Raw genomic sequence first — 23,231 nt, 5'->3', positions numbered from 1 at the left:
GGGAAACGGCCGGACAACACAGCCGGACAACAGCCGTCCAGTCTACGTGCTCCCGGCGCGCTTCCCGTCCTGTCAGTGTGCACCCGGCGCGCTTCCCGCCCCCGTCAGGTCGACGCGCTCGCGGCGCGCCTCCCGTCCCGTCAGCTCTTCTGGGTGGGCTCCTTGGGCCGCTCGTGGGCCGGTCCGCGGCGCACCGCGCCCGGAGCGTTCCAGTCCTGCCGCTTGCGGGCACGCAACTTCGCGGCCTCGGACGACTCCAGCTGGTAGGGCACCGAGGTCACCATGACGCCCGGGGTGAACAGCAGGCGGCCCTTGAGGCGCAGGGCGCTCTGGTTGTGCAGCAGGTGCTCGTACCAGTGGCCGACGACGTACTCGGGGATGATCACGGAGACCGCGTCGCGCGGCGACTCCTTGCGCAGGCCCTTCACGTACTCGATGACGGGCCGGGTGATCTCGCGGTAGGGCGAGTCGAGGACCTTCAGCGGTACGTCGATGCCGCGCCGCTCCCACTCGTCGCGCAGGGTCTTGGTCTCGACCGGGTCCACGTTGACGCTGAGGGCTTCGAGGGTGTCGGAGCGCAGCAGCTTGGCGTAGGCGAGGGCGCGCAGCGCCGGCCGGTGGATCTTGGAGACCAGGACGACGGAGTGGACGCGGGAGGGACGGACGCTGTCGTCGGTCGGCCCCTCGGGGGCGGCGAGCTCCTCCGCCACGCGGTCGTAGTGCTTACGGATCGCGGTCATCGTCGCGTAGAAGATCACCATGCCGAGCAGGGCGACCCAGGCACCGTGCGTGAACTTGGTGACGAGGACGACGACCAGGACCAGGCCGGTGAAGAAGGCGCCGAAGGCGTTGATCGCGCGGGAGCGGATCATGTGGGTGCGCTTGGCCGGGTCGGTCTCACTGGCCAGGTGGCGGTTCCAGTGGCGGACCATGCCGGTCTGGCTGAGAGTGAAGGAGACGAACACGCCGACGATGTAGAGCTGGATCAGGCGCGTCGAGTCGGCCCCGTAGATGATCACGAGCATGCTCGCGGCGCCGGCCAGGAGGACGATGCCGTTCGAGAAGGCGAGGCGGTCGCCGCGGGTGTGGAGCTGGCGCGGCAGGTAGCGGTCCTGGGCGAGGATCGAACCGAGCAGCGGGAAGCCGTTGTACGCGGTGTTCGCGGCCAGGAAGAGTACGAGGGCGGTGGCGGCGGCCAGCAGGATGAACAGGAAGCTGTCCTTGCCGAACACGGCCTCGGCGACCTGGGAGATCACCGGGTTCTGGACGTAGTCGGAGCCGACCGCGACACCGTTGTGGATCAGGTCCGTGGCCGGGTTCTCGGCCATGCGCACCTTGGTGGTCATGGCCAGGGCGATGATGCCGCAGAACATGGTGACGGCGAGCAGGCCCATCGCCGCGAGCGTGGTCGCGGCGTTCTTCGACTTGGGCTTGCGGAAGGCCGGGACACCGTTGGAGATCGCCTCGACGCCGGTGAGCGCCGCACAGCCGGAGGAGAAGGCGCGCAGCAGCAGGAAGACGAGGGCGAAGCCCGCGAGCCCCTGGTGCTCGGCCTTGATGTGGTACTCGGCGGTCGGCGCCAGCATGGTGTCGCCGAGCACGAGCCCGCGGAACGCGCCCCAGGCGATCATGATGAAGACGCCGGCGACGAAGACGTACGTCGGGATCGCGAAGAGCTTTCCGGACTCCTTGACCCCGCGCAGGTTCATCAGCGTGAGCAGCACGATGACGGCGACCGCGCAGAACACCTTGTGCTCCACCACGAACGGCACCGCGGAGCCGAGGTTCTCGATGCCGGAGGCGATGGAGACGGCGACGGTGAGGACGTAGTCGACGAGCAGCGCACTGGCGACCGTGAGGCCGGCCCGCGGCCCGAGGTTGGTGGTGGCGACCTCGTAGTCGCCGCCGCCGCTCGGATAGGCATGCACGTTCTGGCGGTAGGACGCGACCACCGTGAACATCAGCACGACGACCGCGACCGCGATCCAGGGGCTGAAGTGGTAGGCCGACACGCCCGCGATGGAGAGGACCAGCAGCACTTCGCCGGGCGCGTACGCCACGGAGGAGAGCGGGTCGGATGCGAAAACGGGAAGGGCGATGCGCTTCGGCAGAAGCGTTTCCCCCAGCCGGTCGCTGCGCAGTGCGCGCCCGATGAGGATCCGCTTGGGCACGTCGGTCAGTTTGGACACAACAGGGAATCGTAGGGGTTCGAACTGGCTGTCGCCCACCCGCCGTCCCTCTTCGGCCCGTCGTCTGCTCTCCGGGTGAAATCGGGGCGGGCTCCGGCTGCGGATTCCGTGGCCCCGGAGGTCCCCGTGTCTATATGACAAAACCCCGTTCCCGAGCGTCCTGGAGGACCCATGCACCTGACCGCTGAGCTCGTCGGCGCGGCCGTCGCACTGGCCGGCCTCGGAATCCTGACCCTCGCGAGTGTTCGCAGCATCACACGGCGCTGACCCCGAGGGCGTCCGCGGCATCACGCGGCGCCGCCCCAGCGCTGCCCCCGGCGTTCGCGGCACACACGGCGCCGACCTCGCGTCCGGCGCCGTTCAGGGCCCTTGAGCACCGTTCAGCGCCGTTCCGCGAACGTTCTCCGCGAAAAAGGCACGGCCGAACCTGCTCAAGGATGCCCCCGGCCGACCATGCGTGTGTAGCTTGGGCGGCGGTCTGAGACCCTGTTTAGCCTGAGCCGTAACCATTCATGCGGAAGGACGGTCGTGCACATCGTCATCATGGGCTGCGGAAGAGTAGGTTCCGCTCTTGCCCAGAACCTGGAGCAACAGGGGCACACGGTCGCCGTGATCGACCAGGACCCCACCGCTTTTAGGCGGCTGGGCTCCGGGTTCGGCGGCCGTCGTGTCACCGGAGTCGGCTTCGACCAGGACACCCTGCGCGAGGCGGGCATCGAGGAGGCCGGCGCGTTCGCGGCGGTCTCCAGCGGTGACAACTCGAACATCATCGCCGCCCGGGTGGCCCGCGAGATGTTCGGCATCGAGAACGTCGCCGCCCGCATCTACGACCCGCGTCGCGCCGAGGTCTACCAGCGCCTCGGCATTCCGACCGTCGCCACCGTCCGCTGGACGGCCGACCAGATGCTCCGCCGGCTGCTGCCCTCGGGCGCCGAGCCCCTGTGGCGCGACCCCACGGGCGGGGTGCAGCTCGCCGAGGTGCACACCTCCGTCGCCTGGGTGGGCCACAAGATCAGCCGCCTCCAGGACGAGACGGGCGTACGCGTAGCCTTCCTCACCCGGCTGGGCGAAGCGGTCCTGCCCAGCTCGCAGACCGTGCTGCAGGAGGGCGACCTGGTGCACGTGATGATGCGCACCGACGAGGTGGACAAGGTCGAGGCGGCTTTCGCCAAGGGCCCTGAAGAAGAGGCGGGGCACTGATGAGAGTCGCCATTGCCGGTGCCGGTGCCGTGGGCCGCTCGATCGCGGGCGAACTGCTGGAGAACGGCCACGAGATCCTGCTGATCGACAAGGCGCCGACCGCCATCTCGGTCGAGCGCGTCCCGCAGGCGGAGTGGCTGCTCGCCGACGCCTGTGAGATCACCTCCCTGGACGAGGCCGCGCTGCAGCGCTGCAACGTGGTCATCGCGGCCACCGGCGACGACAAGGTGAACCTCGTGGTCTCGCTGCTCGCGAAGACCGAGTACGGGGTCCCGCGCGTCGTCGCCCGTGTGAACAACCCCAAGAACGAGTGGCTCTTCAACGAGTCCTGGGGCGTGGACGTCGCCGTCTCCACCCCGCGCCTGATGTCGGCGCTCGTGGAGGAGGCCGTCAGCGTCGGCGACCTGGTGCGGCTGCTGCGCTTCAGCCACGGCGACGCCAACCTCGTCGAGCTGACCCTGCCGCCGGAGTCCGCCCTGGCCGGCACGACCGTCGGCGACGTCGCGTGGCCGGAGGACACCTCGCTGGTGACCATCATCCGCGGCACCCGCGTCCTGACCCCCTCCCGGGAGGACTCCCTGGAGGCGGGCGACGAACTCCTCTTCGTGGCCGCCCAGGCCCGCGAGGAGCAGCTCGAGGACCTGCTGTCGGTGCGCCGCGACACGAGCACGACGAAGTAGCCGTTGCCTCCCGTCGGCGGTACGGCCTCCGCCGGCGGGAGAAGGCCCCGCGCCGTGGTACGACGAAGGGGGCGCCCGGAGATTCTCCGGGCGCCCCCTTCGTCGTACCACGGTCCTGCCACAGGCCTGCCGCGGCAGGAGCGCGGCTCGTGCTCAGTCGGACCGCAAGCGTGTCGCAGTCGGAGCGCGGCTCGCGCTCAGTCGCCCGCGGGCGTCCTCAGCCGTACGTGGCTCACGCCTGGCGGCGGTGCCTGGCCGGGGCCGGGGCGTCACCGCGCTCGCTCGCGAAGGCGGCCTTGCGCTCCTTCTCCGCCTGCTCCTCGGCCTCCATCTCCGCGAACACGTCGATGGGCGGCGGCGCCTTGGCCAGGAAGACCCAGGTGAGCCAGACGGCGAGCAGGAAGGGCGGGATCTTCAGAGCGATCAGGACCCAGCCGAACTGGGTCGTGTCGCCCCACCAGTAGAGCGGGAAGAGCACCGCGCACTTGGCGAGCATGATCAGGCCCCAGGCCCAACTGGCCTTCGTGTACGCCTGCTTCCGGCCGGGGTTGCGGGTGCGCCAGGAGAGGTTCTCCTTGAAGACCGGGCCGAGCATCAGACCGATCAGCGGGACGCCCGCGAGGGTCGTCGCGATGTAGGCGACGGCCAGCCCGAGCGTGTAGAGCATGCCCGGCAGGTAGAAGTCCTTGGCGTTGCCCGTCATCATCGCGAAGACCACGCCGAAGGCGACGCCGAAGACACCGCTGAAGGCGTGCTTCACGGTGTCGCGCCGCACCAGGCGGATCACGACGAGCAGCAGGGACACGGCGAGGGCGGCGATCGCCGCCCAGTGCAGGTCCTTGTTGATCGTGAAGATGGTGACGAAGAGCAGGCCCGGCATCACGGTTTCGACCATGCCCCGCACGCCGCCGAACGCCTCGAAGAGTGCGGCCTCGGTCACCGCCCGCGCATCGTCCTGGGCGTCCTGGGCGTCTTCGGTCGGCTTGTCGAGCGACGTCACCGGCTACTCCCGTCCGAGGGGTCTGAGTTCGTACTTCGGATTGAACAACACCCTACGGCCCCGGCTCATCGAGATACGGCCGGAGGCGATCAGCTTGCGTCCGGGCTCGATGCCGACGATGGAGCGGCGGCCGAGCCAGACCACGTCCAGGGCGGCCGAGCCGTCGAACAGCTCGGCCTCCAGGGCCGGGACACCGGCCCTCGGCCGCAGAGTGACCGTGCGCAAGGTACCAGTAACCGTGACTATCTGCCGGTCGTGGCAGTCACCGATCCGGGTGCAGCCCGCGGTCGCCGCGTCCTCCCGCAGCTCCTCGGACTCCAGGTCCTCCTGGGACGAGGAGAGCCGGTCCATCATGCGCCGGAAGCGGCCCGCCGGCTTTTCGGAACGAGGAACAGCACTCATACCGAAAGCGTACCGGGGGGCGCCGACAGCTTCGTACCGGCGGCACCGCTGCCCGAACCGGCCCCGGACTCCGCCCGATCGGACGACCGCGCGGGTGTCCGGCGGGGCACGCCCGCGTCACCGCTCGAATCTGTATCCCATCCCCGGTTCGGTGATGAAGTGCTTCGGGTGCGAGGGGTCCACCTCCAGCTTGCGGCGCAGCTGGGCCATGTAGACCCGCAGGTAGTTGGTCTCGGTCCCGTAGGACGGGCCCCAGACCTCCTGGAGCAGCTGCTTCTGGCCGACGAGCCGGCCCGTGTTGCGGACGAGCACGTCCAGCAGATGCCATTCCGTGGGGGTGAGCCGGACGTCCCGCCCGTCGCGGTGCACCTTCTTCGCCGCCAGGTCGACGGTGAACCCCGCGGTCTCCACGATCACGTCGTCCTCACCGCCCCCGGTGGGCTCCGCGCGGCGGACGGCGGCACGCAGCCGGGCGAGCAGCTCGTCCATGCCGAAGGGCTTGGTGACGTAGTCGTCGGCGCCCGCGTCGAGGGCCTCGACCTTCTCGTCCGAGGAGTGCCGGGCGGACAGTACGAGGATCGGCACGCGGGTCCAGCCGCGCAGCCCCTTGATCACCTCGACGCCGTCCATGTCGGGCAGGCCGAGGTCGAGCACGACGACGTCGGGGTGGCGGGCGGCGGCGAGCTGGAGTGCGGTGGCTCCGTCGGGGGCCGCGTCGACCTCGTACTTGCGTGCCTTCAGATTGATCACGAGGGCTCGGGTGATCTGCGGCTCGTCGTCGACCACGAGGACCCGGGTCATGAAGCCTGCCTTTCTGCGACTGCTGATCGGGCGGCCAGGCCGGGCCGGTGGTCCACCGCCCGCACCGTGAGCACCATGGTGAGTCCGCCGCCGGGGGTGTCCTCGGCGTTGAGGGTGCCGCCCATCGCCTCGGCGAAGCCGCGGGCGACCGCGAGGCCGAGGCCCACTCCGGTGCCGCGCGGGGCGTCTCCGTAGCGCTGGAAGGGCGCGAAAATACGATCCTTGGCGTCGTCCGGGACGCCGGGGCCACGGTCCACCACGCGTACCTCCACGCGGTCGGCCATGGCGCTCGCGGCGACCAGGACCCGTTCGTCGACGGGGCTGTACTTGACGGCGTTCTCGACGAGGTTGGCGACGGCGCGCTCCAGGAGTCCGGCGTCGACGGCGACCATCGGCAGGCTCTCCGGGATGTCCAGGTCCACGCTGTCCTCGGGGACGCCGCCGAGGGCCATCGGGACGACCTCGTCGAGGTCGATCTCGCGGAACAGCGGGGTGACCGTGCCGGTCTGGAGCCGGGACATGTCCAGCAGGTTGCCCACCAGATGGTCGAGGCGGTCCGCTCCGTCCTCGATGCCTTCGAGGAGTTCGGCCCGGTCCTCCTCGGACCAGGCCACGTCGTCGGAGCGCAGGGACGAGACGGCCGCCTTGATCCCGGCGAGCGGGGTGCGCAGGTCGTGGCTCACGGCGGCCAGCAGGGCGGTGCGGATGCGGTTGCCCTCGGCCAGCTCCTTGGCCTGGTCCGCCTCGGACTGGAGGCGCTGGCGGTCCAGGACCACCACGGCCTGCGCGGCGAAGGCGGCCAGGACCCGGCGGTCGGAGGCGGGCAGCACCCGTCCGGACAGCGCGAGCGCCATGTGGTCACCGACCGGCATGTCGACGTCGGCGTCCTCGGGGCGGGTCGCGGGCGCGGGTCCGGCGCTGCCCGCGCAGGTCCACGGGTCGACGTCGCCCGCGCGCTCCAGCAGCGCGACCGACTCCATCCCGAAGGTCTCCCGGACGCGCTCCAGCAGCGCTTCCAGGCTGGTCTCGCCGCGCAGCACGCTGCCCGCCAGGAAGGAGAGGATCTCCGACTCGGCCCGCAGCCGCGCCGCCTGGTGGGTGCGGCGGGCCGCCAGGTCCACCACCGACGCCACGGAGACGGCGACGCCCACGAAGATCACGATGGCGACGATGTTCTTCGGGTCGGCGACGGTCAGCCGGTGCAGGGGCGGTGTGTAGAAGTAGTTCAGCAGCAGGGAGCCGAAGGCCGCGGAGGCGAGGGCCGGGAGCAGACCGCCGAGCAGGGCGGCCGCGACCGTCACCGCCAGGAACAGCAGCATGTCGTTGGCGAGGCCGAGGTCGATGGTGTTCAGGAGCAGGGCCATGACCACGGGACCGCCGATGCCGACCGCCCAGCCCCAGATGATCCGGGAACGCCCGAGCCGTGCTCCGCGCGCCACCGGCAGACCGCGCCCCTTGGCGACCTCTTCGTGGGTGACGATGTGGACGTCCAGGTCGGGGCCGGACTCCCGGGCGACCGTGGCGCCGACGCCCGGGCCGAAGACGTACTGCCAGGTCTTGCGGCGGGAGGAGCCGAGCACGATCTGGGTGGCGTTGACACCGCGCGCGAAGTCCAGCAGTGCGGCGGGGATGTCGTCGCCGACCACGTGGTGGAAGGTGCCGCCGAGGTCCTCGGCCAGGGTGCGCTGGACGGCCAGCTCCTTCGGCGAGGCGGAGGTGAGGCCGTCGCTGCGGGCGATGTAGACGGCCATGACCTCGCCGCCCGCTCCCTTCTCGGCCAGCCGCGCGGCACGCCGGATCAGCGTCCGGCCCTCCGGACCGCCGGTCAGACCGACGACGATCCGCTCCCGCGATCCCCAGATCTTGGAGACCTGGTGCTCGCTGCGGTACTCGGTCAGGTATTCGTCGACCCGGTCGGCGACCCACAGCAGCGCGAGCTCGCGCAGGGCGGTGAGGTTGCCCGGACGGAAGTAGTTGGACAGGGCCGCGTCGACCTTGTCGGGTTTGTAGATGTTGCCGTGGGCCATGCGGCGGCGCAGTGCGGGCGGCGACATGTCGACCAGCTCGATCTGGTCCGCCCGCCGCACCACCTCGTCCGGCACGGTCTCGCGCTGCCGTACACCCGTTATCGACTCGACGACGTCACCCAGTGACTCCAGGTGCTGGATGTTGACGGTGGAGACGACGTCGATGCCGGCGGCGAGCAGTTCCTCCACGTCCTGCCAACGCTTGGCGTTGCGGGAACCGGGCACGTTCGTGTGCGCCAGTTCGTCCACCAGGGCGACGGCCGGAGCGCGGCCGAGCACGGTGTCGACGTCCATCTCGCTGAAGACGGCGCCCCGGTACTCCAGCTCCTTGCGCGGCATCTGCTCCAGGCCGTGCAGCATCACCTCGGTGCGCGGCCGCTCGTGGTGCTCGACGAACGCCACCACGCAGTCCGTCCCGCGCTCGACGCGGCGGTGCGCCTCGGAGAGCATCGAGTACGTCTTGCCCACGCCCGGTGCCGCACCGAGATAGATCCGAAGCTTGCCGCGTCCCATGACCTTATTGTCTTCCTGTCACCGCTGTGTACGCAGCGTCGACCTTACGGCCAGGGTTCCCGGCGAAGGGGACGAACGGCCCGCCGGGGAACGTCCTTGACGCAACCCTGATGCCCCGCGCGGCCTCGTACGGTTCCACGCGGTCCGGCGTGGAACCGTACTGGTCACCGTGGTGGTGCCGGCGTCGGCGACAGTGCCGGTGGTACGCGTGACGGTTCGGCTCATGTTCCCTCCCGATGATCCCCGTGGACCGGGCGCCGGTCTCCCGGCCGGTCGCCCGGTCCCTCATTGCCTCATCGGACGAGACCCCCGCTTCGGTTCACGCGGGATTGTCGCCGTGCGTCAGCGTCTCCCACGCGACGAAGAGGTTGTTGCTGCCGGCCGGGCGGTTCTGCTGGGTGAGTGCCTGGGTGTTGGTCATCGCGATGCCCAGGCGGTTGTGCAGGGCGTTGTAGCCGACCTCGGTGACCGGGCCGAGTCCGAGGTTCAGCGAGCCGCCGCAGAGCCAGCCGGGCACGGCCGTGCCGAGCTGGTACTTCGCCTGGAAGCCGAGCGCCTGACGCAGCCGTTCCCCGACGTCGGTGCCGTACAGGTCCTGTCCCTGGATGCGGCTGGTCTCGGCGATGTGCGAGATGGCCGAGATGCCGTACCCGGTGTGGGTGAGGTCGCGGCAGGTCTCCTGGGTCAGCCCGGTGACGAAGGTGGACTGCCCCTGCCAGTAGCTGACGATCTTCGCGGTGGTGTCGAGGTTCTGGCTCGGCACGGTCTTCGGCACGGCGCCGTCGGTGGAGAGATAGACGTACGCCGCGGTGCGCGTCCGGAACCTCGCCATGGCCTTGTCGTACGAGGTCTTGTCCTCCAGGAAGACGGAGATGCCGACCGCGGCCTCCATCATCGACAGCTCCCAGTTCCCGTTGGAATTGGAACCGTTGATGACCTCGGGGAGGTAGACGTCGCGCAGCATGCTCGCGAAGCGGCCGGAGTTCGCCCAGGTGCCGGTGTACGTGTACTTGATGATCTCGGCGGCCTTGGGCCAGGAGGAGCCCGCCCAGCCGGTCTGCAGGGGCGCGTTGCTGTTGGTGTGGGACTTGATCACCGCGGACCAGGCGTCCATCAGCTCGATCGACTTCTTGGCGTACCGGTCGTCGCGCGTGATGTACCAGGCGAGGGCGTCGGTGTACGCGGCGATCGCGTCCTCGCGCTCGTCCGTGCAGCCGTAGTTCGGGTTGGAGTACGAGCCGCACTCGACGGTCGCACGGGGCGCGGGGGTGCGCGTGAGCGAGGCGTACTTGCTCGCCGTCATCTGGTCGTAGGCGCCCTTCCAGGGCTGGGCGCCGGCCAGGACCTGGGTGCGGACGAAGTCGAGCTGTCCTCTGGAGACGGTGACTCCGGGGTGGACGAAGGCGGCGGGCGCCGCGTCGGCCCGGTGTGCGCCGGGCCCGGACAGGAGGGTGCCGACGAGTGCGGCGGTCGCGGCGGCGACGGTGGCGAGGAAGGCCGGGCGCCGTCTACGGCAATGCCGAGTGGGGGTGTCGGACATGCAGAGCCATCCATTCTTGTATGTGAATGACACACGGGATGCTGAACATGGTGCGCTGGCCGGTGACCATAGGTACGGACCAAGCTTCCGTCAAGGCCTGAAGAAGGAGCTGCTGCTCAACCATCGTTCACATACAGAAACCAGCGAGGCGCGCACTTTGGGGCCTCGCCCACAGAGGGCCGGACGAATCGCGCACGGACGCCCTCGCGAGCCCGCCCGCACGAACCGCGTACGGACACCCGCACGAGCCGCGTGAGGAAGCCCTCGCGAGCCCCACACCGGAGCCCGATCCGCGCACGGGAAAGGGCCGCACCCCAAGGGGTGCGGCCCTTTCGTCGCCCGTCTCTTCGACTGTCCGTCGTCCGTCTAGCGGACTTCGGTGATCTCCGGTCCGCGCTGCAGCTGTCCCATGCCTCCGGAGAAGCGGGAGCCGCTCTGGTCCTCCTGCTGAACGCCCTCGGGGACCATCTGCGCGTCGTTCGGCAGCTTCAGGACGATCGGGTCGCGCGGGGCCATCGGGCCCTCGCCGCGGACGACGACCGTGTCCCGGAAGATCTGCTCCAGCAGACCCGCGGCCTGCGGCTGCACCGCGCCCTGCCCGGAGATCACTCCGCGCAGGAACCAGCGGGGGCCGTCCACGCCGACGAACCGCACGACCTGGAAGCCGCCCGTGCCGTCCGGCAGCTGGACCGGCACCTGCGCCCGCAGCTCCCAGCCCAGCGGGCCCTCGACCTCGTCGATGACACCGCCCTGCTGGGTGATCCCGGTGGCGATCTCCTCGCGCACCTCGCCCCAGATGCCCTCGCGCTTGGGAGCGGCGAAGGCCTGGAGCTGCACGGCGCTGTCGTTGACGACGACGGTCGCCGCGACGATCGCGTCGCCCGCGACCTCGACCCGCAGTTCCATGCCGTCGACTCCGGGCACGAACAGACCACCGAGGTCCACCCGGCCCTCGGCCGGGTCACGCACCTCTTCACTGTCCCAGGGCCCGTCGGGGCGCGGCTCGGGTTCGAGCCTCACGCGCTCGCGCTCCGCGTTCTCGTCCGCCTCAGTGTCGACGCCGTCGACGACCTGCTCGGCCTCGCCCGCCGCGTCCTCGGCGGCACTGCCCTTCTTGCGACGTCCGAACACGTCACTGTCCTTCCCGGTCGGATACGACCGAAGCGTATCGATTCCCACCCGTTGTGCTGTCCACGGCGGCATGACCGCCGGTGGACCCGAAGCCCCCTGCGGCCCGCGCCGATTCGGGAAGTTCCGCGACCTCCTGGAAGCGGACCTTCTCGACCTGCTGGACGACCAGTTGAGCAATCCGGTCGAAGCGCTCGAACCGCACCGACTCGCGCGGATCGAGATTCACCACGATCACCTTGATCTCCCCACGGTACCCGGCATCCACCGTCCCCGGGGCATTCACGAGGGCTACACCGCAGCGGGCGGCGAGGCCGGACCGGGGGTGCACGAAGGCCGCGTACCCCTCGGGCAGCGCGATGGCCACGCCCGTCGGCAGCACGGCCCGCTCACCGGGCTTCAGCTCGCGGCTCTCGGTGGTGCGCAGATCGGCTCCCGCGTCACCGGGGTGCGCGTACTCGGGGAGCGGGACGTCCGGGTCGACGCGCCTGATCATCACGGGAACTTCTGGACGGGGCTCGGTCGCCCCGGGGCTACGGGTCACGGGTTCACCTCGAAGGCACGGGCTCGCCGGATCTGGTCCGGGTCGCTCATCGCCGCGCGGATCTCCTCCGGGCGGCCGTTGTCGATGAAGTGGTCGACCTTCACCTCGACGAAGAGGGCGTCCGCGCGGACGGCGACGGGCCCGTCGGGGCCGCCGATCCGCCCGGTGGCGGTGCAGTAGATCTTCCGGCCGGCCACGGCTGTGACCTCGGCCTCCAGATACAGCACGGTGTCGACGGGTACGGGGCGCCGGAAGTCGGTCTCCAGGCGTCCGGTCACGGCGATCGTCCGCAGCAGCCAGTTCAGCGAGCCGAGCGTCTCGTCGAGCGCGGTGGCGAGAACACCGCCGTGCGCGAGCCCGGGGGCACCCTGGTGGACGGGGCGCACGGTGAACTCCGCCGTGATCGTCACGCCCTCGCCCGCGCGGGCCTCCAGATGGAGCCCGTGGGGCTGCGCTCCACCGCACCCGAAACAGTGTTCGTAGTGTGCTCCGAGGAGCTCTCCGGGGGCGGGCGCGTCAGGGTGCCGCACCGGCGCGACGGCGTCGGCGGGAGGCGTCAGAGCTGCGGAAGTACCACTCACAGGCGCAGACCTTACCCGCGCGTCCATCAAGTCTTCGCACCGTGCCAAGCTTGGCGTCATGCAGCTCTCCGCATCCCCGTACGAAGAACGCCTCACCGCGCCCCGGTCGTGGTGGGTGATCAGCTTCCTGGTCGGACTCGCCCTGGCCCTGGTCTTCCTCCCGTTCGGCACGCTGCCGATGCTCGGAGCGCTCGTCGGCGGAACCGCGGTCGCGGCGGTCGCGGCCAGCTCGTACGGCTCGATCCGCATCCGCGTGGTCGGTGACTCGCTGATCGCCGGCGACGCCAGGATCCCGGTCTCGGCCCTCGGGGACACGGAGATCATGGACCCGGAGGAAGCGCGCGCCTGGCGTACGTACAAGGCCGACACCCGCGCCTTCATGCTCCTGCGCTCGTACATCCCGGGGGCACTGCGCGTGCAGGTCACGGACCCGGCGGATCCGACGCCCTACCTGTATCTGTCGACGCGGGAGCCGGAGCGCCTGGCCGCCGCCCTGGAGACGGCACGGCAGGCGGGCCGGTCCGCGGAGAGCAGCTGAGAGGGCCGCCGGGCTTCCGGCCCCGGGCGTGCCACGAGCGCGGGGCACGCACCGGTCCCGCCCGCCGGAGCCGGCCGTGCCGACGGTCTCAGTGCCCGAGGTCGGTCGGAATCTCCCCGATCCGCACCGGATCGATCGGCTTCTCCAGCGGCGGCAGCTGCGGGAGCGCGTCCCACGGAACCTGCATCTTGCGCAGGTCCTTGCGGATGTGGCCCGCCACGCGTCTGGTGTCGCGGCGGTTCATCACCGCCCCCACGGTCGCTCCGATCATGAACGGCATCAGGTTGGGCAGGTCCCGGACCGTTCGTTTCATGATCTGCTGGCGCAGCTCGCGCTTCATCTGGCCGCCCAGCGCGGCGTTGATCGTCATGGGTCTGGCCACGTCGATGCCGCGCTCGCCCGACCAGGAGTGCAGATAGGCCGTACTGCGCTCCTTGAGGCTGCCCTGCGGACGCAGGCCGTAGACCTCGTGGAGTTCGGCGATCAGCTTCAGCTCGATCGCGGCGACGGCGGTGATCTCGGCGGCCAGCTCCGTGGGCATGGCGGGCGGCACCGGCAGCATCGCGGCGGCGCCGATCCCGGCACCGACGGTGGACGTCGCGGCGGCGGCGCCCGCGACGAGCTTGTCCGCGATCTCCTCGGGGCCGAGGCCCGGGAACTGTCTGCGGAGGGCGGCGAGGTCCCGTACGGGAATCCTCGGGGCGATGTCGATGATGCGGTCGGTGACATACGCCAGGCCCGCCCGGGCCCGGACGCCACTTCTCGTGACGCTCCTCCTGACGCCGTCCCGAACAGCCTCCACGCGACGCCTCGCGACGGGCGAGGAAGTGTCCGTGGGGGCCGTCAGGCCGTCCGTGACGCCCGTTCGGTCGAGCGAGGCTGATCCCTGTTCGGAAGAGCCCCGCCCGTCGTCACGCACGCCTTCAGGGCCCTTGGCGGGCCCTTCGTCCGCCGCCCCCGAGGGGAGGCGGCGCTTCCAGGGTCGGGTCGAGCCGGTCACGGCCGACCCTGCCTCAGTCGCAGTCGCGGCAGATCGGCTGACCGTTCTTCTCGCGGGCCAGCTGGCTGCGGTGGTGCACCAGGAAGCAGCTCATGCAGGTGAACTCGTCCTGCTGCTTGGGCAGCACCCGGACGGCCAGCTCTTCGTTCGAGAGGTCCGCACCGGGCAGCTCCAGGCCTTCGGCGGCCTCGAACTCATCTACGTCGACGGACGAGGTCGACTTGTCGTTCCGGCGAGCCTTCAGTTCTTCAAGGCTGTCCGAGTCGACGTCGTCGTCGGTCTTGCGCGGGGTGTCGTAATCCGTTGCCATTGTCGCTCTCCCCCTCTGGGTGTCTGCGGTGTCTCCAGCGCACGTAACGCGTGAGAGGCCGGACTTGTGCCCGACCCGAGGCGGAGATTTTGCCTCACATCAAGGTCTGTTACTCAATCGACACCCAACCGGACTCATCGAGAGTGATCGGCTTGGATGGCGATGCGGACCGTACACGGTCCCAAGGCCGCACTTCAAAGGAGCCCCACCGTGTACTTCCCGTGATCGGGACCCCCGAAAACCCGGATTTTCCCGGCTTTCCGGCAGGTCACATGATCACGGAGGGTAGATGGACCGAAAATCGTCCTTGTGATCGATCACACACGGGTCACTCGGGTGGGTGACCCGAAAATTCCGCGCAAAGCGAACATCACCGTGTGTCCGCGACATGGTCTCAGATGGGAAGGGTGACGCGCATCACGAGACCACCCCCTTCTCGAGGCCGAGCGACGATGTGGCCTCCGTGCGCACGGGCCACCGACCGGACGATCGACAGGCCGAGGCCCACGCCCTTGTCGCTGCCCGTACGCTCCGTGCGCAGCCGCCGGAAGGGCTCGAAAAGATTGTCCACCTCGTACGCGGGAACGACCGGTCCCGTGTTCGACACCTCCAGGACCGCCCGGCCGTGCTCCGTGTCCGTCGTGACCTCGACCCAGCCGTCCTGCGGCACGTTGTACCGGACGGCGTTCTGGACGAGGTTCAGGGCGATCCGCTCCAGGAGGACGCCGTTGCCCTGGACGACCACCGGAGCACGCTGCCCGCGGATCTCCACGCCCTTGGCCTCGGCCTCGGCGTGCACCTGGTCGATGGCCTGCGAGGCGACCTCGGCGAGGTCCACCGGCTTGCGCTCGACGATCTGGTTGTCGCTGCGGGCGAGCAGCAGCAGGCCCTCGACGAGCTGCTCGCTGCGCTCGTTCGTGGCGAGCAGCGTCTTGCCGAGCTGCTGCATCTCCGTCGGCACTCCGGGCCCCGAGAGGTGCACCTCCAGGAGCGTGCGATTGATCGCGAGGGGTGTGCGCAGTTCGTGCGAGGCGTTCCCGACGAACCGCTGCTGCGCGGTGAAGGCCCGCTGCAGCCGCTCCAGCATGTCGTCGAAGGTGTCCGCGAGCTCCTTCAGCTCGTCGTCGGGGCCGTCCAGCTCGATCCGCCGGGACAGGTCGGAGCCGGCCACCGCGCGCGCGGTGCGGGTGATGTGGCCGAGCGGCGACAGGACGCGGCCCGCCATCGCGTAGCCGAACGCGAAGGCGATGACCGCGAGGCCGAGCAGGGCGAGCAGCGAGCGGCTGAGCAGATCGTCGAGGGCGTGCTGGCGCTGCCGGTTCACGCAGTCGGCCATCGCGCGGTTCAGCTCGTCCGCCGAGGGGTTCAGCGGGAGGTTGCAGACGTTGCTGCCGACCTTCCCGGAAATGATCTGGAAGGGGAGGTCGCTGCCGACGTTCAGCGCCTGCGCCGCGAGCAGGTAGATGATCGACAGCAGCATGATGCCGGCGATCAGGAACATGCCGCCGTACAGCAGCGTCAGACGTATGCGGATCGTGGGACGCAGCCAGGGGAAGGGCGGCTCCGTCCTTCTGGGGTCCCAGGTGGGCTTCGGTGGCGCCGCGGGCGGCGCGGGGGTGGTGGCCACGGTCGATCAGATCCTGTACCCGGAACCGGGCACGGTGACGATCACGGCGGGCTCGCCGAGCTTGCGCCGCAGCGTCATGACGGTCACGCGCACGACGTTGGTGAACGGGTCCGTGTTCTCGTCCCAGGCCTTCTCCAGGAGCTGCTCCGCGGAGACCACCGCTCCCTCGCTGCGCAGCAGGACCTCCAGGACGGCGAACTCCTTCGGGGCGAGCTGGACCTCCTTGCCGTCGCGGAAGACCTCGCGGCGGTTGGGGTCGAGCTTGATGCCGGCACGCTCCAGGACCGGCGGCAGCGGCACGCTCGTACGACGTCCCAGGGCACGCACGCGTGCGGTCAGCTCGCTGAACGCGAACGGCTTGGGGAGGTAGTCGTCGGCGCCGATCTCCAGACCCTCGACACGGTCGCTGACGTCGCCGGACGCGGTCAGCATCAGCACGCGCGTGGGCACGCCGAGCTCGACGATCTTCCGGCAGACGTCGTCCCCGTGCACGAGCGGGAGGTCGCGGTCCAGGACGACCACGTCGTAGTCGTTGACCCCGATGCGCTCCAGCGCGGCCGCGCCGTCGTACACGACGTCGACGGCCATGGCCTCCCGGCGCAGTCCGGTGGCCACCGCATCGGCGAGCAGCTGCTCGTCCTCGACGACGAGTACGCGCACGTCGCTTGTCCTTCCTCTGTCCACCGGCGGGCACGTTTCAGCGCACCACGCGGGCAGGTCCGTCACGGATGAGAGCTCCATCCTGCCCGTTTCGGCCATAAACCGGCTGTAAGACGGGGGAGGCGCGAGGGAAGCGCGCCCGGGGGACCGGGAATGCGAGATTTTCTCGTCGAGTTGAGGTTTCCGCGGAAGAGAGCGGGGGGAGGACGGCTTTACACCCCGCGATCACGCTCTGCATGTGGCAAGCCACATAGTGGTACGTCCAACGCTTTCGCAGAGCGGGCGTGGGTGTCCGGCACCGTCGCCGCCCAGACCGGGCAGCGCTGGGCACCCCATTCGGAGACGTGATCGCCCCTTCCATCGGCACACCCCCGTGCCACCCGACCCACGACCCAGGACGAGGGGGCGCAGCATGGACGCATTCACCACAGGACTTCTGCAGCGCATAAGGGCGACCGAGACCGACCTGACGCGGGCTCGCGAAACAGGCGACGACTTCCTCGCGGAGGTCGAGCAGGCCGAGCTGGACGACCTGCACCGCCTTGCCGCGGAGCACGGTGTGGAGGTCGGCGCCACACGCGTCTGATCAGCACGTACGAGAGCGGGGCCCCGGTATCGATCCAGTACCGGGGCCCCGCTCCGTTTTCGCCTTCCGACGCCCGCCTGTCCGGACCGTCAGTCGTGCCAGGCCCCGAAGTCCTCCAGGAGCCGCTGGAGGGGCTCGAAGACGCCCGGGGAGGCCGCCACCGCGAGATCGCCCGTGGGGCCTTCTCCGGGGCGTCCACCGGTCACCGCGCCCGCTTCCCGGGCGATCAGGTCCCCTGCCGCGAGATCCCAGGGGTGCAGACCACGCTCGTAGTACCCGTCGAGGCGTCCGGCCGCGACGTCGCACAGGTCGACCGCCGCCGAGCCGGAGCGCCGGATGTCGCGCACCAGCGGGATCAGCCGCTGGGCCACGTCGGCCTGATGGGTCTTGACCTCGGTCACGTAGTTGAAGCCGGTCGAGACCAGGGCCTGGTCGAGCGGCGGCGACGGGCGGCACGCCAGCCGGCGTTCGCCCACCCGGGCGCCGGAGGCCCAGGCACCCCGGCCGCGGACCGCGTGGCAGGTCTCGCCGCGCATGGGGACCGCCACGACGCCGACGACGGTCTCACCGCCCTGCTGGGCCGCGATGGACACCGCCCAGGTCGGCAGCCCGTACAGGTAGTTGACCGTGCCGTCGAGCGGATCGACGATCCAGCGGACGCCGCTGGTCCCCTCGGTGACGGCGCCCTCCTCGCCGAGGAAGCCGTCGTCGGGGCGGCGCTCGGCGATCAGCGAGGTGATCAGCTTCTCGGCGGCGATGTCCATCTCGGTGACGACGTCGATCGGGCTGGACTTGGTGGCGGCGACCGCGAGGTCCGCCGGGCGGCCGTCGCGCAGCAGCTCACCCGCGCGGCGGGCGGCCTCGTGCGCGAGCTGGAGGAGTTCGGTGTGCAGGGGCTCGGTCACGTGGTTCCTCACGCGTAGGGGCTGTCGGCGCCCGCGGCGGCGGGCTTGGGCGTGCGGGCCGGGCAGCAGCCCACCGGGCACAGGTCGTGACCGGCGCCCAGCGTGCCGAGGGCGCACCGGGTCACCTGCCGTCCGCTCTCGCTCGCGGCCCGCTCCAGGACCAGGTCCCGGATCGCCGCGGCGAACCGGGAATCGGAGCCCACGGTGGCCGAACGGCGCACCGGCAGCCCCAGTTCCTGCGCCTTCGCCCGTGCCTCGGTGTCCAGGTCGTACCGGACCTCCATGTGGTCCGAGACGAACCCGATCGGCACCATCACCGCCGCCGGTGCCCCCGCCCCGTGGAGCTCCTCCAGGTGGTCGCAGATGTCCGGCTCCAGCCACGGGATGTGCGGTGCCCCGGAGCGCGACTGGTACACGAGCTTCCACGGGTGGTCGGTCCCGGTCTCCGTGCGCACCGCGTCCGCGATCAGACGGGCCACGTCCAGATGCTGCCGGACGTACGCGCCGCCGTCGCCGTGTCCCCCGGCCGGACCGGAGGTGTCGGCCGCCGCGACCGGGATCGAATGCGTGGTGAACACCAGGTGCGCGCCCGCCCTGACCTCCTCGGGCAGCTCGGCGAGCGACCTCAGGACACCCTCGGTCATCGGCTCCACGAACCCGGGATGGTTGAAGTAGTGCCGCAGCTTGTCGACCCGCGGCGGCTCCAGCCCCTCCCCCTCCAGGACGGCCAGGGCCCCCGCGAGATCCTCGCGGTACTGTCGGCAGCCCGAGTACGAGGCGTACGCGCTGGTGGCCAGCACCAGGATCCTGCGCCGCCCGTCGGCGGCCATCTCGCGCAGCGTGTCGGTCAGGTACGGCGCCCAGTTCCGGTTGCCCCAGTAGACCGGCAGGTCCAGACCGTGCTCGGCGAAGTCCTTGCGCAGCGCGTCGAGCAGCGAGCGGTTCTGGTCGTTGATGGGGCTGATCCCGTCGAACAGGAAGTAGTGCTGCCCGACCTCCTTGAGCCGTTCCTTGGGGATGCCCCTGCCCCGCGTCACGTTCTCCAGGAACGGGACCACTTCGTCCGGGCCCTCGGGGCCGCCGAACGAGAGCAGGAGCAGGGCGTCGTAGGGGGTGGCATCGAGCGCTTGTGGCATGGGTCCGATCCTGCCACCCGTCGCCGACGGGCGAGAACCGGCGGGGTGGCGAGCGGGCGACGGCGGTGAGGCGCGCGGCTGCCCTGCGCCCCGGAAGAACACTGCTCGCACCCGGCGGCCGGACGGGCCTGTCCGGACCGAGGGCCGGACAGGCAGGAGGGCTGTATTAGGGTTGCCTAACCAGTAAGCTGTATCGGCCAGCTTCACGCCTTACCGAAGTTCGGGCCGCCCGCTGTGCCGGGGAGGGGCCGAGCCGAGCCGACGGAGACTCCCGTGCCCAGCCCCTACCGCGCCCTGTTCGCCGCCCCCGGCTCCAGGAGCTTCTCCGCCGCCGGCCTGCTCGGCCGGATGCCGCTGTCCATGATGGGCATCGGCGTCGTCACGATGATCTCCCAGCTGACCGGGCGCTACGGGCTCGCGGGCGCCCTGTCGGCGACCATCGCGCTGGCGGCCGCGGCGATGGGCCCGCAGGTCTCGCGACTGGTGGACCTGCACGGCCAGCGGCGGGTCCTGCGCCCGGTGACCCTCGCCGCGCTCACGGCGGCCGGGGGGCTGCTGGCCGCCGCGCACTTCGGATGGCCGGACTGGGTGCTTTTCGTGTGCGCGGCCGGCATCGGCTGCGTCCCGAGCATCGGCGCGATGATCCGGGCCCGCTGGGCGGCCCTCTACGGAGGCACCCCGCAACTGCACACCGCGTACTCCCTGGAGTCCGTGGTGGACGAGATCTGCTTCATCTTCGGGCCGATCATCTCCATCGGCCTGTCCACGGTGTGGTTCCCGGAGGCCGGACCGCTGCTCGCCGGCTGCTTCCTGACGGCCGGGGTCTTCTGGCTGACCTCCCAGCGCGCCACCGAGCCCCGGCCGCATCCGCGCGGACAGCACAGCGGCGGCTCGGCACTCCGTTCGGCCGGACTCCAGGTCCTCGTGGCCACGTTCGTGGCGACCGGGACGATCTTCGGAGCCGTCGACGTGGTCACCGTCGCCTTCGCCGAGGAGCAGGGCCACAAGGCCGCCGCGAGCATCGTCCTGGCCCTGTACGCGGCGGGCTCCTGCCTCGCGGGGGCCGTCTTCGGGCTCCTGCAGTTCAAGGGGGCCGCGGAAGGCAGGTGGCTGCTGGGCATATGCGCGATGGCCGTGAGTATGATCCCCCTCCTACTGGTCGGAAACTTGCCGTTCCTGGCCGTGGCGCTGTTCGTTTCGGGCCTGTCCATCGCTCCCACGATGATCACGACGATGTCCCTCATCGAGCAGCACGTACCTCGCGCGAAACTGACCGAAGGCATGACCTGGGTGAGCACAGGTCTCGCCGTCGGGGTCGCGCTCGGTTCCTCCGTGGCTGGCTGGGTGATCGACTCCGCCGGGGCGAAGGCCGGGTACGGGGTTCCGGCGGCATCCGGGGCCGTCGCGGTCGCGGTCGGTTTCCTCGGGTACCGCCGGCTCAGCAGGCCGGTTCGGCAGCGGGGAGGGTCCCATGAGCACCGCAGTGAGCGAGAAGAGCGGCACGTGGCGTAACTGGGCGGGTAACGTCACCGCCCTTCCCGTACGGGAGGTCACCCCTGCCTCGGTGGACGAACTCTCCGCCGCCGTACGCAAGGCGGCCGAGGACGGCCTGACGGTGAAGGCCGTCGGCACCGGGCACTCCTTCACGGCTGCCGCCGCGACCGACGGCGTGTTGATCCGGCCTCAACTGTTGACCGGGATCCGCAAGATCGACCGCACGGCCATGACGGTCACGGTCGAGGCGGGCACCCCGCTCAAGAGGCTCAACATGGCCCTCGCGCGCGAGGGTCTGTCGCTCACGAACATGGGCGACATCATGGAGCAGACGGTTTCGGGGGCGACCAGCACCGGAACCCACGGCACCGGGCGCGACTCCGCCTCGATCGCCGCGCAGATCACGGGGCTCGAACTGGTGACGGCGGACGGGTCGGTGCTGACCTGCTCCGAGAGCGAGAACCCGGAGATCTTCGCGTCGGCCCGTATAGGCATCGGCGCCCTGGGGATCATCACCGCGATCACCTTCGCCGTGGAGCCCGTCTTCCTGCTCACGGCCCGCGAGGAGCCGATGACCTTCGACAGGGTCACCGCCGACTTCGAGGAACTCTTCACCGAGAACGAGCACTTCGAGTTCTACTGGTTCCCGCACACCGGCAACTGCAACACCAAGCGCAACAACCGCAGCGCGGGTCCCGAGAACCCGGTCGGCCCCGTCCGCGGCTGGATCGAGGACGAGCTCCTCTCCAACGGCGCCTTCCAGGTGGCCAACATGCTCGGCCGGGCCGTTCCCGCGGCCATCCCCTCGATCGCCGGATTCTCCAGCCGCGCGCTGTCCGCGCGGACCTACACCGACATCCCGTACAAGGTCTTCACCTCTCCGCGCCGCGTGCGGTTCGTGGAGATGGAGTACGCGGTTCCGCGCGAGGCGCTGGTCGAGACGCTGCGCGAGCTGAAGTCGATGGTCGACAGCTCGACCCTGAAGGTCAGCTTTCCCGTGGAGGTGCGCACGGCGCCCGCCGACGACATCGCCCTCTCCACGGCGTCGGGGCGGGAGAGCGCGTACATCGCCGTCCACATGTTCAGGGGCACCCCCTATCAGGCGTACTTCACCGCCGCCGAGCGGATCTTCACCGCGCACGAGGGCCGGCCGCACTGGGGCAAGGTGCACACCCGGGACGCGGAGTACTTCTCCGGGATCTATCCGCGCTTCGGCGAGTTCACGGCGCTGAGGGACCGGCTCGATCCGGACCGGCGCTTTGCGAATGACTACTTGCGGAGGGTTCTGGGGTCGTAGCGGTCGCGCTGGGGGCGGGAGCCGGGGTGCCGTCCCCGGCTTCCGGCTCCGCCGAGGCCCCGTCCCCCGGGGTCGGCACGGCGGCCGTGCCACCGCCGTCGCCGGCCGTGTCCCCCGATCCGGCGCCGTCGGAGGACGGCACCGGCGCCGGAGCCTTCCGAGAGGCCGGCGGCGAGGACGGCGAAGTCCCGGCCGACGGTGTCGTACCGGAATCGTGGTTCCCCGAGCCGTCCGAGTGCCCCTTGAGGGCGTCGCCGACCGTCGTGCTCGTGCCGTCGCCGCTGAAGCTCCGTCCCGAGACCGTTTCGTACGTGGTGATTCCGGCCATCGTGACGCCGAAGACCAGGGCGGTCGCGACGAGCGGCCGCTTCCAGCTCCTGACCCGCGCGCGGTAGACGGTCCCTTCGGTGAACTCGCCGGGGGAAGCCGGCACCTGCCGGGGCTTCGGTCTCGCCGGCACCGTCACATCACGGATCTGTTCGCCGGTGCGCCGGAAGAAGTGCTGGAACAGCGTTCCCCCGCAGGTGGCGACCACACTGACCAGCCCGGCGCCCAGGATCGTCCCGTAGACACCGAAGTACGACGCCAGTTTCGCCGCGACCACCGCGGCGACCGCGCTCCCCGCCACCTGGGGGACGCTCAGGTCCAGCCGCCTCTTCCTCGGTTCCCCGTCGGCATCCGGCTGTTCGCCGCCGACATCCGGCTTCTCACGCATTCCCGGACCTTGCCTGCCTTTCCCGTACTTGATCGACCGACCGCACGAGAAAGGGACGTACAGGCGAAACGATAAGTTCCGTTTCTGCCGATTACGTGAAGTGCGCCACGTCCCCCGATCGCCGAAAGGGTGCCGGGATCGGCCAACTAGCGCCCCCCGCTCGAAGTTGAGCGGCGTGCCGATCCACGCAAGTGGCCCGAATGGAGTACTGTTGCCAGCCCTGGGTCCGGACTCCCGCCAGGGTGTCCGGGGCCTTGCAGGACCACCGGGAGGGGGCTCGTTGCACAGGGTGATGGAGTTCGTCACTTAGCGTTGCGAACAGGTAACCGTGCCATAACGGCGACCCCGGGCCCGCGCC

At 70.3% G+C, this 23,231-nt stretch carries 22 protein-coding genes; 6 read left to right on the top strand and 16 right to left on the bottom strand.

From position 1 onward, the window contains the following. Positions 1–140: 140 nt before the first annotated feature. Positions 141–2,189: an APC family permease gene (locus ACH4S8_RS14015; protein ID WP_398393427.1), complete on the bottom strand. Its 2,049-nt coding sequence runs from the start codon at positions 2,187–2,189 to the stop codon at positions 141–143. A gap of 528 nt (positions 2,190–2,717) precedes the next feature. On the opposite strand from ACH4S8_RS14015, the gene ACH4S8_RS14010 reads away from it, so the two are divergent. Then, positions 2,718–3,389, top strand: coding sequence for a TrkA family potassium uptake protein (locus tag ACH4S8_RS14010; RefSeq protein ID WP_326785032.1), 672 nt, complete (start codon positions 2,718–2,720; stop codon positions 3,387–3,389). Further along, positions 3,389–4,069: a TrkA family potassium uptake protein gene (locus ACH4S8_RS14005; RefSeq protein WP_326785033.1), complete on the top strand. Its 681-nt coding sequence runs from the start codon at positions 3,389–3,391 to the stop codon at positions 4,067–4,069. The genes ACH4S8_RS14010 and ACH4S8_RS14005 overlap by 1 nt, the downstream gene beginning before the upstream one ends. Positions 4,070–4,301: 232 nt before the next feature. Here the strand turns inward: ACH4S8_RS14005 and ACH4S8_RS14000 are convergent, their stop codons facing one another. The 8 genes from ACH4S8_RS14000 to ACH4S8_RS13965 all read right to left on the bottom strand — a co-directional run bounded on the left by ACH4S8_RS14000 (position 4,302) and on the right by ACH4S8_RS13965 (position 12,605). Next, positions 4,302–5,069 (bottom strand): DUF3159 domain-containing protein, encoded by a 768-nt coding sequence (locus tag ACH4S8_RS14000; RefSeq protein ID WP_398393424.1) that lies wholly within the window; start codon positions 5,067–5,069, stop codon positions 4,302–4,304. A gap of 3 nt (positions 5,070–5,072) precedes the next feature. Beyond that, positions 5,073–5,471 carry an OB-fold nucleic acid binding domain-containing protein gene (locus tag ACH4S8_RS13995; RefSeq protein WP_261707694.1) on the bottom strand — a complete coding sequence of 133 codons (399 nt, stop codon included), beginning with the start codon at positions 5,469–5,471 and terminating at the stop codon, positions 5,073–5,075. A 117-nt stretch (positions 5,472–5,588) separates the two neighbouring features. Next, complete coding sequence (locus ACH4S8_RS13990) at positions 5,589–6,272, bottom strand: response regulator (RefSeq protein WP_037620035.1); 684 nt, start codon at positions 6,270–6,272, stop codon at positions 5,589–5,591. Beyond that, a complete protein-coding gene (locus ACH4S8_RS13985) occupies positions 6,269–8,812 on the bottom strand; it encodes an ATP-binding protein (RefSeq protein ID WP_398393421.1) in 2,544 nt (847 codons plus the stop codon). The genes ACH4S8_RS13990 and ACH4S8_RS13985 overlap by 4 nt, the downstream gene beginning before the upstream one ends. 319 nt (positions 8,813–9,131) lie before the next feature. After that, positions 9,132–10,352 carry an alginate lyase family protein gene (locus ACH4S8_RS13980; protein ID WP_398393419.1) on the bottom strand — a complete coding sequence of 407 codons (1,221 nt, stop codon included), beginning with the start codon at positions 10,350–10,352 and terminating at the stop codon, positions 9,132–9,134. Positions 10,353–10,718: 366 nt separating this feature from the next. After that, on the bottom strand, positions 10,719–11,483 hold the full coding sequence (locus ACH4S8_RS13975; protein WP_398393417.1) for a DUF3710 domain-containing protein: 765 nt from the start codon (positions 11,481–11,483) through the stop codon (positions 10,719–10,721). A gap of 1 nt (position 11,484) precedes the next feature. Further along, positions 11,485–11,976: a dUTP diphosphatase gene (dut, locus tag ACH4S8_RS13970; RefSeq protein ID WP_398393415.1), complete on the bottom strand. Its 492-nt coding sequence runs from the start codon at positions 11,974–11,976 to the stop codon at positions 11,485–11,487. Between the two features lie 44 nt (positions 11,977–12,020). Beyond that, the gene (locus ACH4S8_RS13965; protein WP_398393413.1) at positions 12,021–12,605 is read right to left on the bottom strand and encodes a PaaI family thioesterase; all 585 of its coding nucleotides are present in this window, start codon (positions 12,603–12,605) and stop codon (positions 12,021–12,023) included. Positions 12,606–12,663: 58 nt separating this feature from the next. Here ACH4S8_RS13965 and ACH4S8_RS13960 point away from each other — a divergent pair, with 58 nt between their 5' ends. Beyond that, positions 12,664–13,143 carry a DUF3093 domain-containing protein gene (locus ACH4S8_RS13960; protein WP_398393412.1) on the top strand — a complete coding sequence of 160 codons (480 nt, stop codon included), beginning with the start codon at positions 12,664–12,666 and terminating at the stop codon, positions 13,141–13,143. A gap of 88 nt (positions 13,144–13,231) precedes the next feature. On the opposite strand, the gene ACH4S8_RS13955 is transcribed toward ACH4S8_RS13960, so the two are convergent. From ACH4S8_RS13955 to ACH4S8_RS13940, 4 genes are all read right to left on the bottom strand, one after another. Then, the gene (locus ACH4S8_RS13955) at positions 13,232–14,143 is read right to left on the bottom strand and encodes a hypothetical protein (RefSeq protein WP_398393410.1); all 912 of its coding nucleotides are present in this window, start codon (positions 14,141–14,143) and stop codon (positions 13,232–13,234) included. A gap of 13 nt (positions 14,144–14,156) precedes the next feature. Beyond that, positions 14,157–14,453 carry a DUF4193 domain-containing protein gene (locus tag ACH4S8_RS13950; RefSeq protein ID WP_003997302.1) on the bottom strand — a complete coding sequence of 99 codons (297 nt, stop codon included), beginning with the start codon at positions 14,451–14,453 and terminating at the stop codon, positions 14,157–14,159. A 394-nt stretch (positions 14,454–14,847) separates the two neighbouring features. Further along, positions 14,848–16,080, bottom strand: a complete 1,233-nt coding sequence (locus ACH4S8_RS13945) for a sensor histidine kinase (RefSeq protein ID WP_398393407.1) — start codon at positions 16,078–16,080, stop codon at positions 14,848–14,850. Between the two features lie 6 nt (positions 16,081–16,086). Next, positions 16,087–16,740 (bottom strand): response regulator transcription factor, encoded by a 654-nt coding sequence (locus ACH4S8_RS13940; protein ID WP_398393405.1) that lies wholly within the window; start codon positions 16,738–16,740, stop codon positions 16,087–16,089. A gap of 412 nt (positions 16,741–17,152) precedes the next feature. Here ACH4S8_RS13940 and ACH4S8_RS13935 point away from each other — a divergent pair, with 412 nt between their 5' ends. Further along, complete coding sequence (locus ACH4S8_RS13935) at positions 17,153–17,326, top strand: hypothetical protein (protein WP_382794082.1); 174 nt, start codon at positions 17,153–17,155, stop codon at positions 17,324–17,326. A gap of 89 nt (positions 17,327–17,415) precedes the next feature. Here ACH4S8_RS13935 and ACH4S8_RS13930 read toward each other — a convergent pair whose 3' ends face one another. Further along, on the bottom strand, positions 17,416–18,231 hold the full coding sequence (locus ACH4S8_RS13930; protein ID WP_398393402.1) for an inositol monophosphatase family protein: 816 nt from the start codon (positions 18,229–18,231) through the stop codon (positions 17,416–17,418). An 8-nt stretch (positions 18,232–18,239) separates the two neighbouring features. Further along, complete coding sequence (locus tag ACH4S8_RS13925) at positions 18,240–19,367, bottom strand: ferrochelatase (protein ID WP_398393400.1); 1,128 nt, start codon at positions 19,365–19,367, stop codon at positions 18,240–18,242. 273 nt (positions 19,368–19,640) lie between these two features. Here ACH4S8_RS13925 and ACH4S8_RS13920 point away from each other — a divergent pair, with 273 nt between their 5' ends. Together ACH4S8_RS13920 and ACH4S8_RS13915 are read left to right on the top strand one after the other, a co-directional pair. Beyond that, positions 19,641–20,879 carry an MFS transporter gene (locus tag ACH4S8_RS13920; protein ID WP_398393398.1) on the top strand — a complete coding sequence of 413 codons (1,239 nt, stop codon included), beginning with the start codon at positions 19,641–19,643 and terminating at the stop codon, positions 20,877–20,879. Beyond that, the gene (locus ACH4S8_RS13915) at positions 20,839–22,158 is read left to right on the top strand and encodes a D-arabinono-1,4-lactone oxidase (RefSeq protein ID WP_398393396.1); all 1,320 of its coding nucleotides are present in this window, start codon (positions 20,839–20,841) and stop codon (positions 22,156–22,158) included. Before ACH4S8_RS13920 ends, ACH4S8_RS13915 begins: the two co-directional genes overlap by 41 nt. Here ACH4S8_RS13915 and ACH4S8_RS13910 read toward each other — a convergent pair. After that, entirely contained in the window at positions 22,082–22,873 is a 792-nt protein-coding gene (locus ACH4S8_RS13910; RefSeq protein ID WP_398393395.1) for a hypothetical protein, read from the bottom strand. The two genes, ACH4S8_RS13915 and ACH4S8_RS13910, sit on opposite strands and share 77 nt — an antisense overlap. Between the last annotated feature and the right edge of the window lie 358 nt (positions 22,874–23,231).

Source organism: Streptomyces sp. NPDC021080 (assembly GCF_044333225.1).
Lineage (GTDB): Bacteria > Actinomycetota > Actinomycetes > Streptomycetales > Streptomycetaceae > Streptomyces.
This window is presented reverse-complemented; position numbering and strand designations above follow the sequence as displayed.

What these genes read in the sequence shown, in the direction of transcription:
- ACH4S8_RS14005 (WP_326785033.1), top strand. Translation starts at nt 3,389, where the DNA reads ATGAGAGTCGCCATTGCCGGTGCCGGTGCCGTGGGCCGCTCGATCGCG.
- ACH4S8_RS13995 (WP_261707694.1), bottom strand. Translation starts at nt 5,471, where the DNA reads ATGAGTGCTGTTCCTCGTTCCGAAAAGCCGGCGGGCCGCTTCCGGCGC.
- ACH4S8_RS13950 (WP_003997302.1), bottom strand. Translation starts at nt 14,453, where the DNA reads ATGGCAACGGATTACGACACCCCGCGCAAGACCGACGACGACGTCGAC.
- ACH4S8_RS13935 (WP_382794082.1), top strand. Translation starts at nt 17,153, where the DNA reads ATGGACGCATTCACCACAGGACTTCTGCAGCGCATAAGGGCGACCGAG.
- ACH4S8_RS13980 (WP_398393419.1), bottom strand. Translation starts at nt 10,352, where the DNA reads ATGTCCGACACCCCCACTCGGCATTGCCGTAGACGGCGCCCGGCCTTC.
- dut (WP_398393415.1), bottom strand. Translation starts at nt 11,976, where the DNA reads ATGATCAGGCGCGTCGACCCGGACGTCCCGCTCCCCGAGTACGCGCAC.
- ACH4S8_RS13910 (WP_398393395.1), bottom strand. Translation starts at nt 22,873, where the DNA reads ATGCGTGAGAAGCCGGATGTCGGCGGCGAACAGCCGGATGCCGACGGG.
- ACH4S8_RS13925 (WP_398393400.1), bottom strand. Translation starts at nt 19,367, where the DNA reads ATGCCACAAGCGCTCGATGCCACCCCCTACGACGCCCTGCTCCTGCTC.
- ACH4S8_RS13990 (WP_037620035.1), bottom strand. Translation starts at nt 6,272, where the DNA reads ATGACCCGGGTCCTCGTGGTCGACGACGAGCCGCAGATCACCCGAGCC.
- ACH4S8_RS13960 (WP_398393412.1), top strand. Translation starts at nt 12,664, where the DNA reads ATGCAGCTCTCCGCATCCCCGTACGAAGAACGCCTCACCGCGCCCCGG.
- ACH4S8_RS13915 (WP_398393396.1), top strand. Translation starts at nt 20,839, where the DNA reads ATGAGCACCGCAGTGAGCGAGAAGAGCGGCACGTGGCGTAACTGGGCG.
- ACH4S8_RS13985 (WP_398393421.1), bottom strand. Translation starts at nt 8,812, where the DNA reads ATGGGACGCGGCAAGCTTCGGATCTATCTCGGTGCGGCACCGGGCGTG.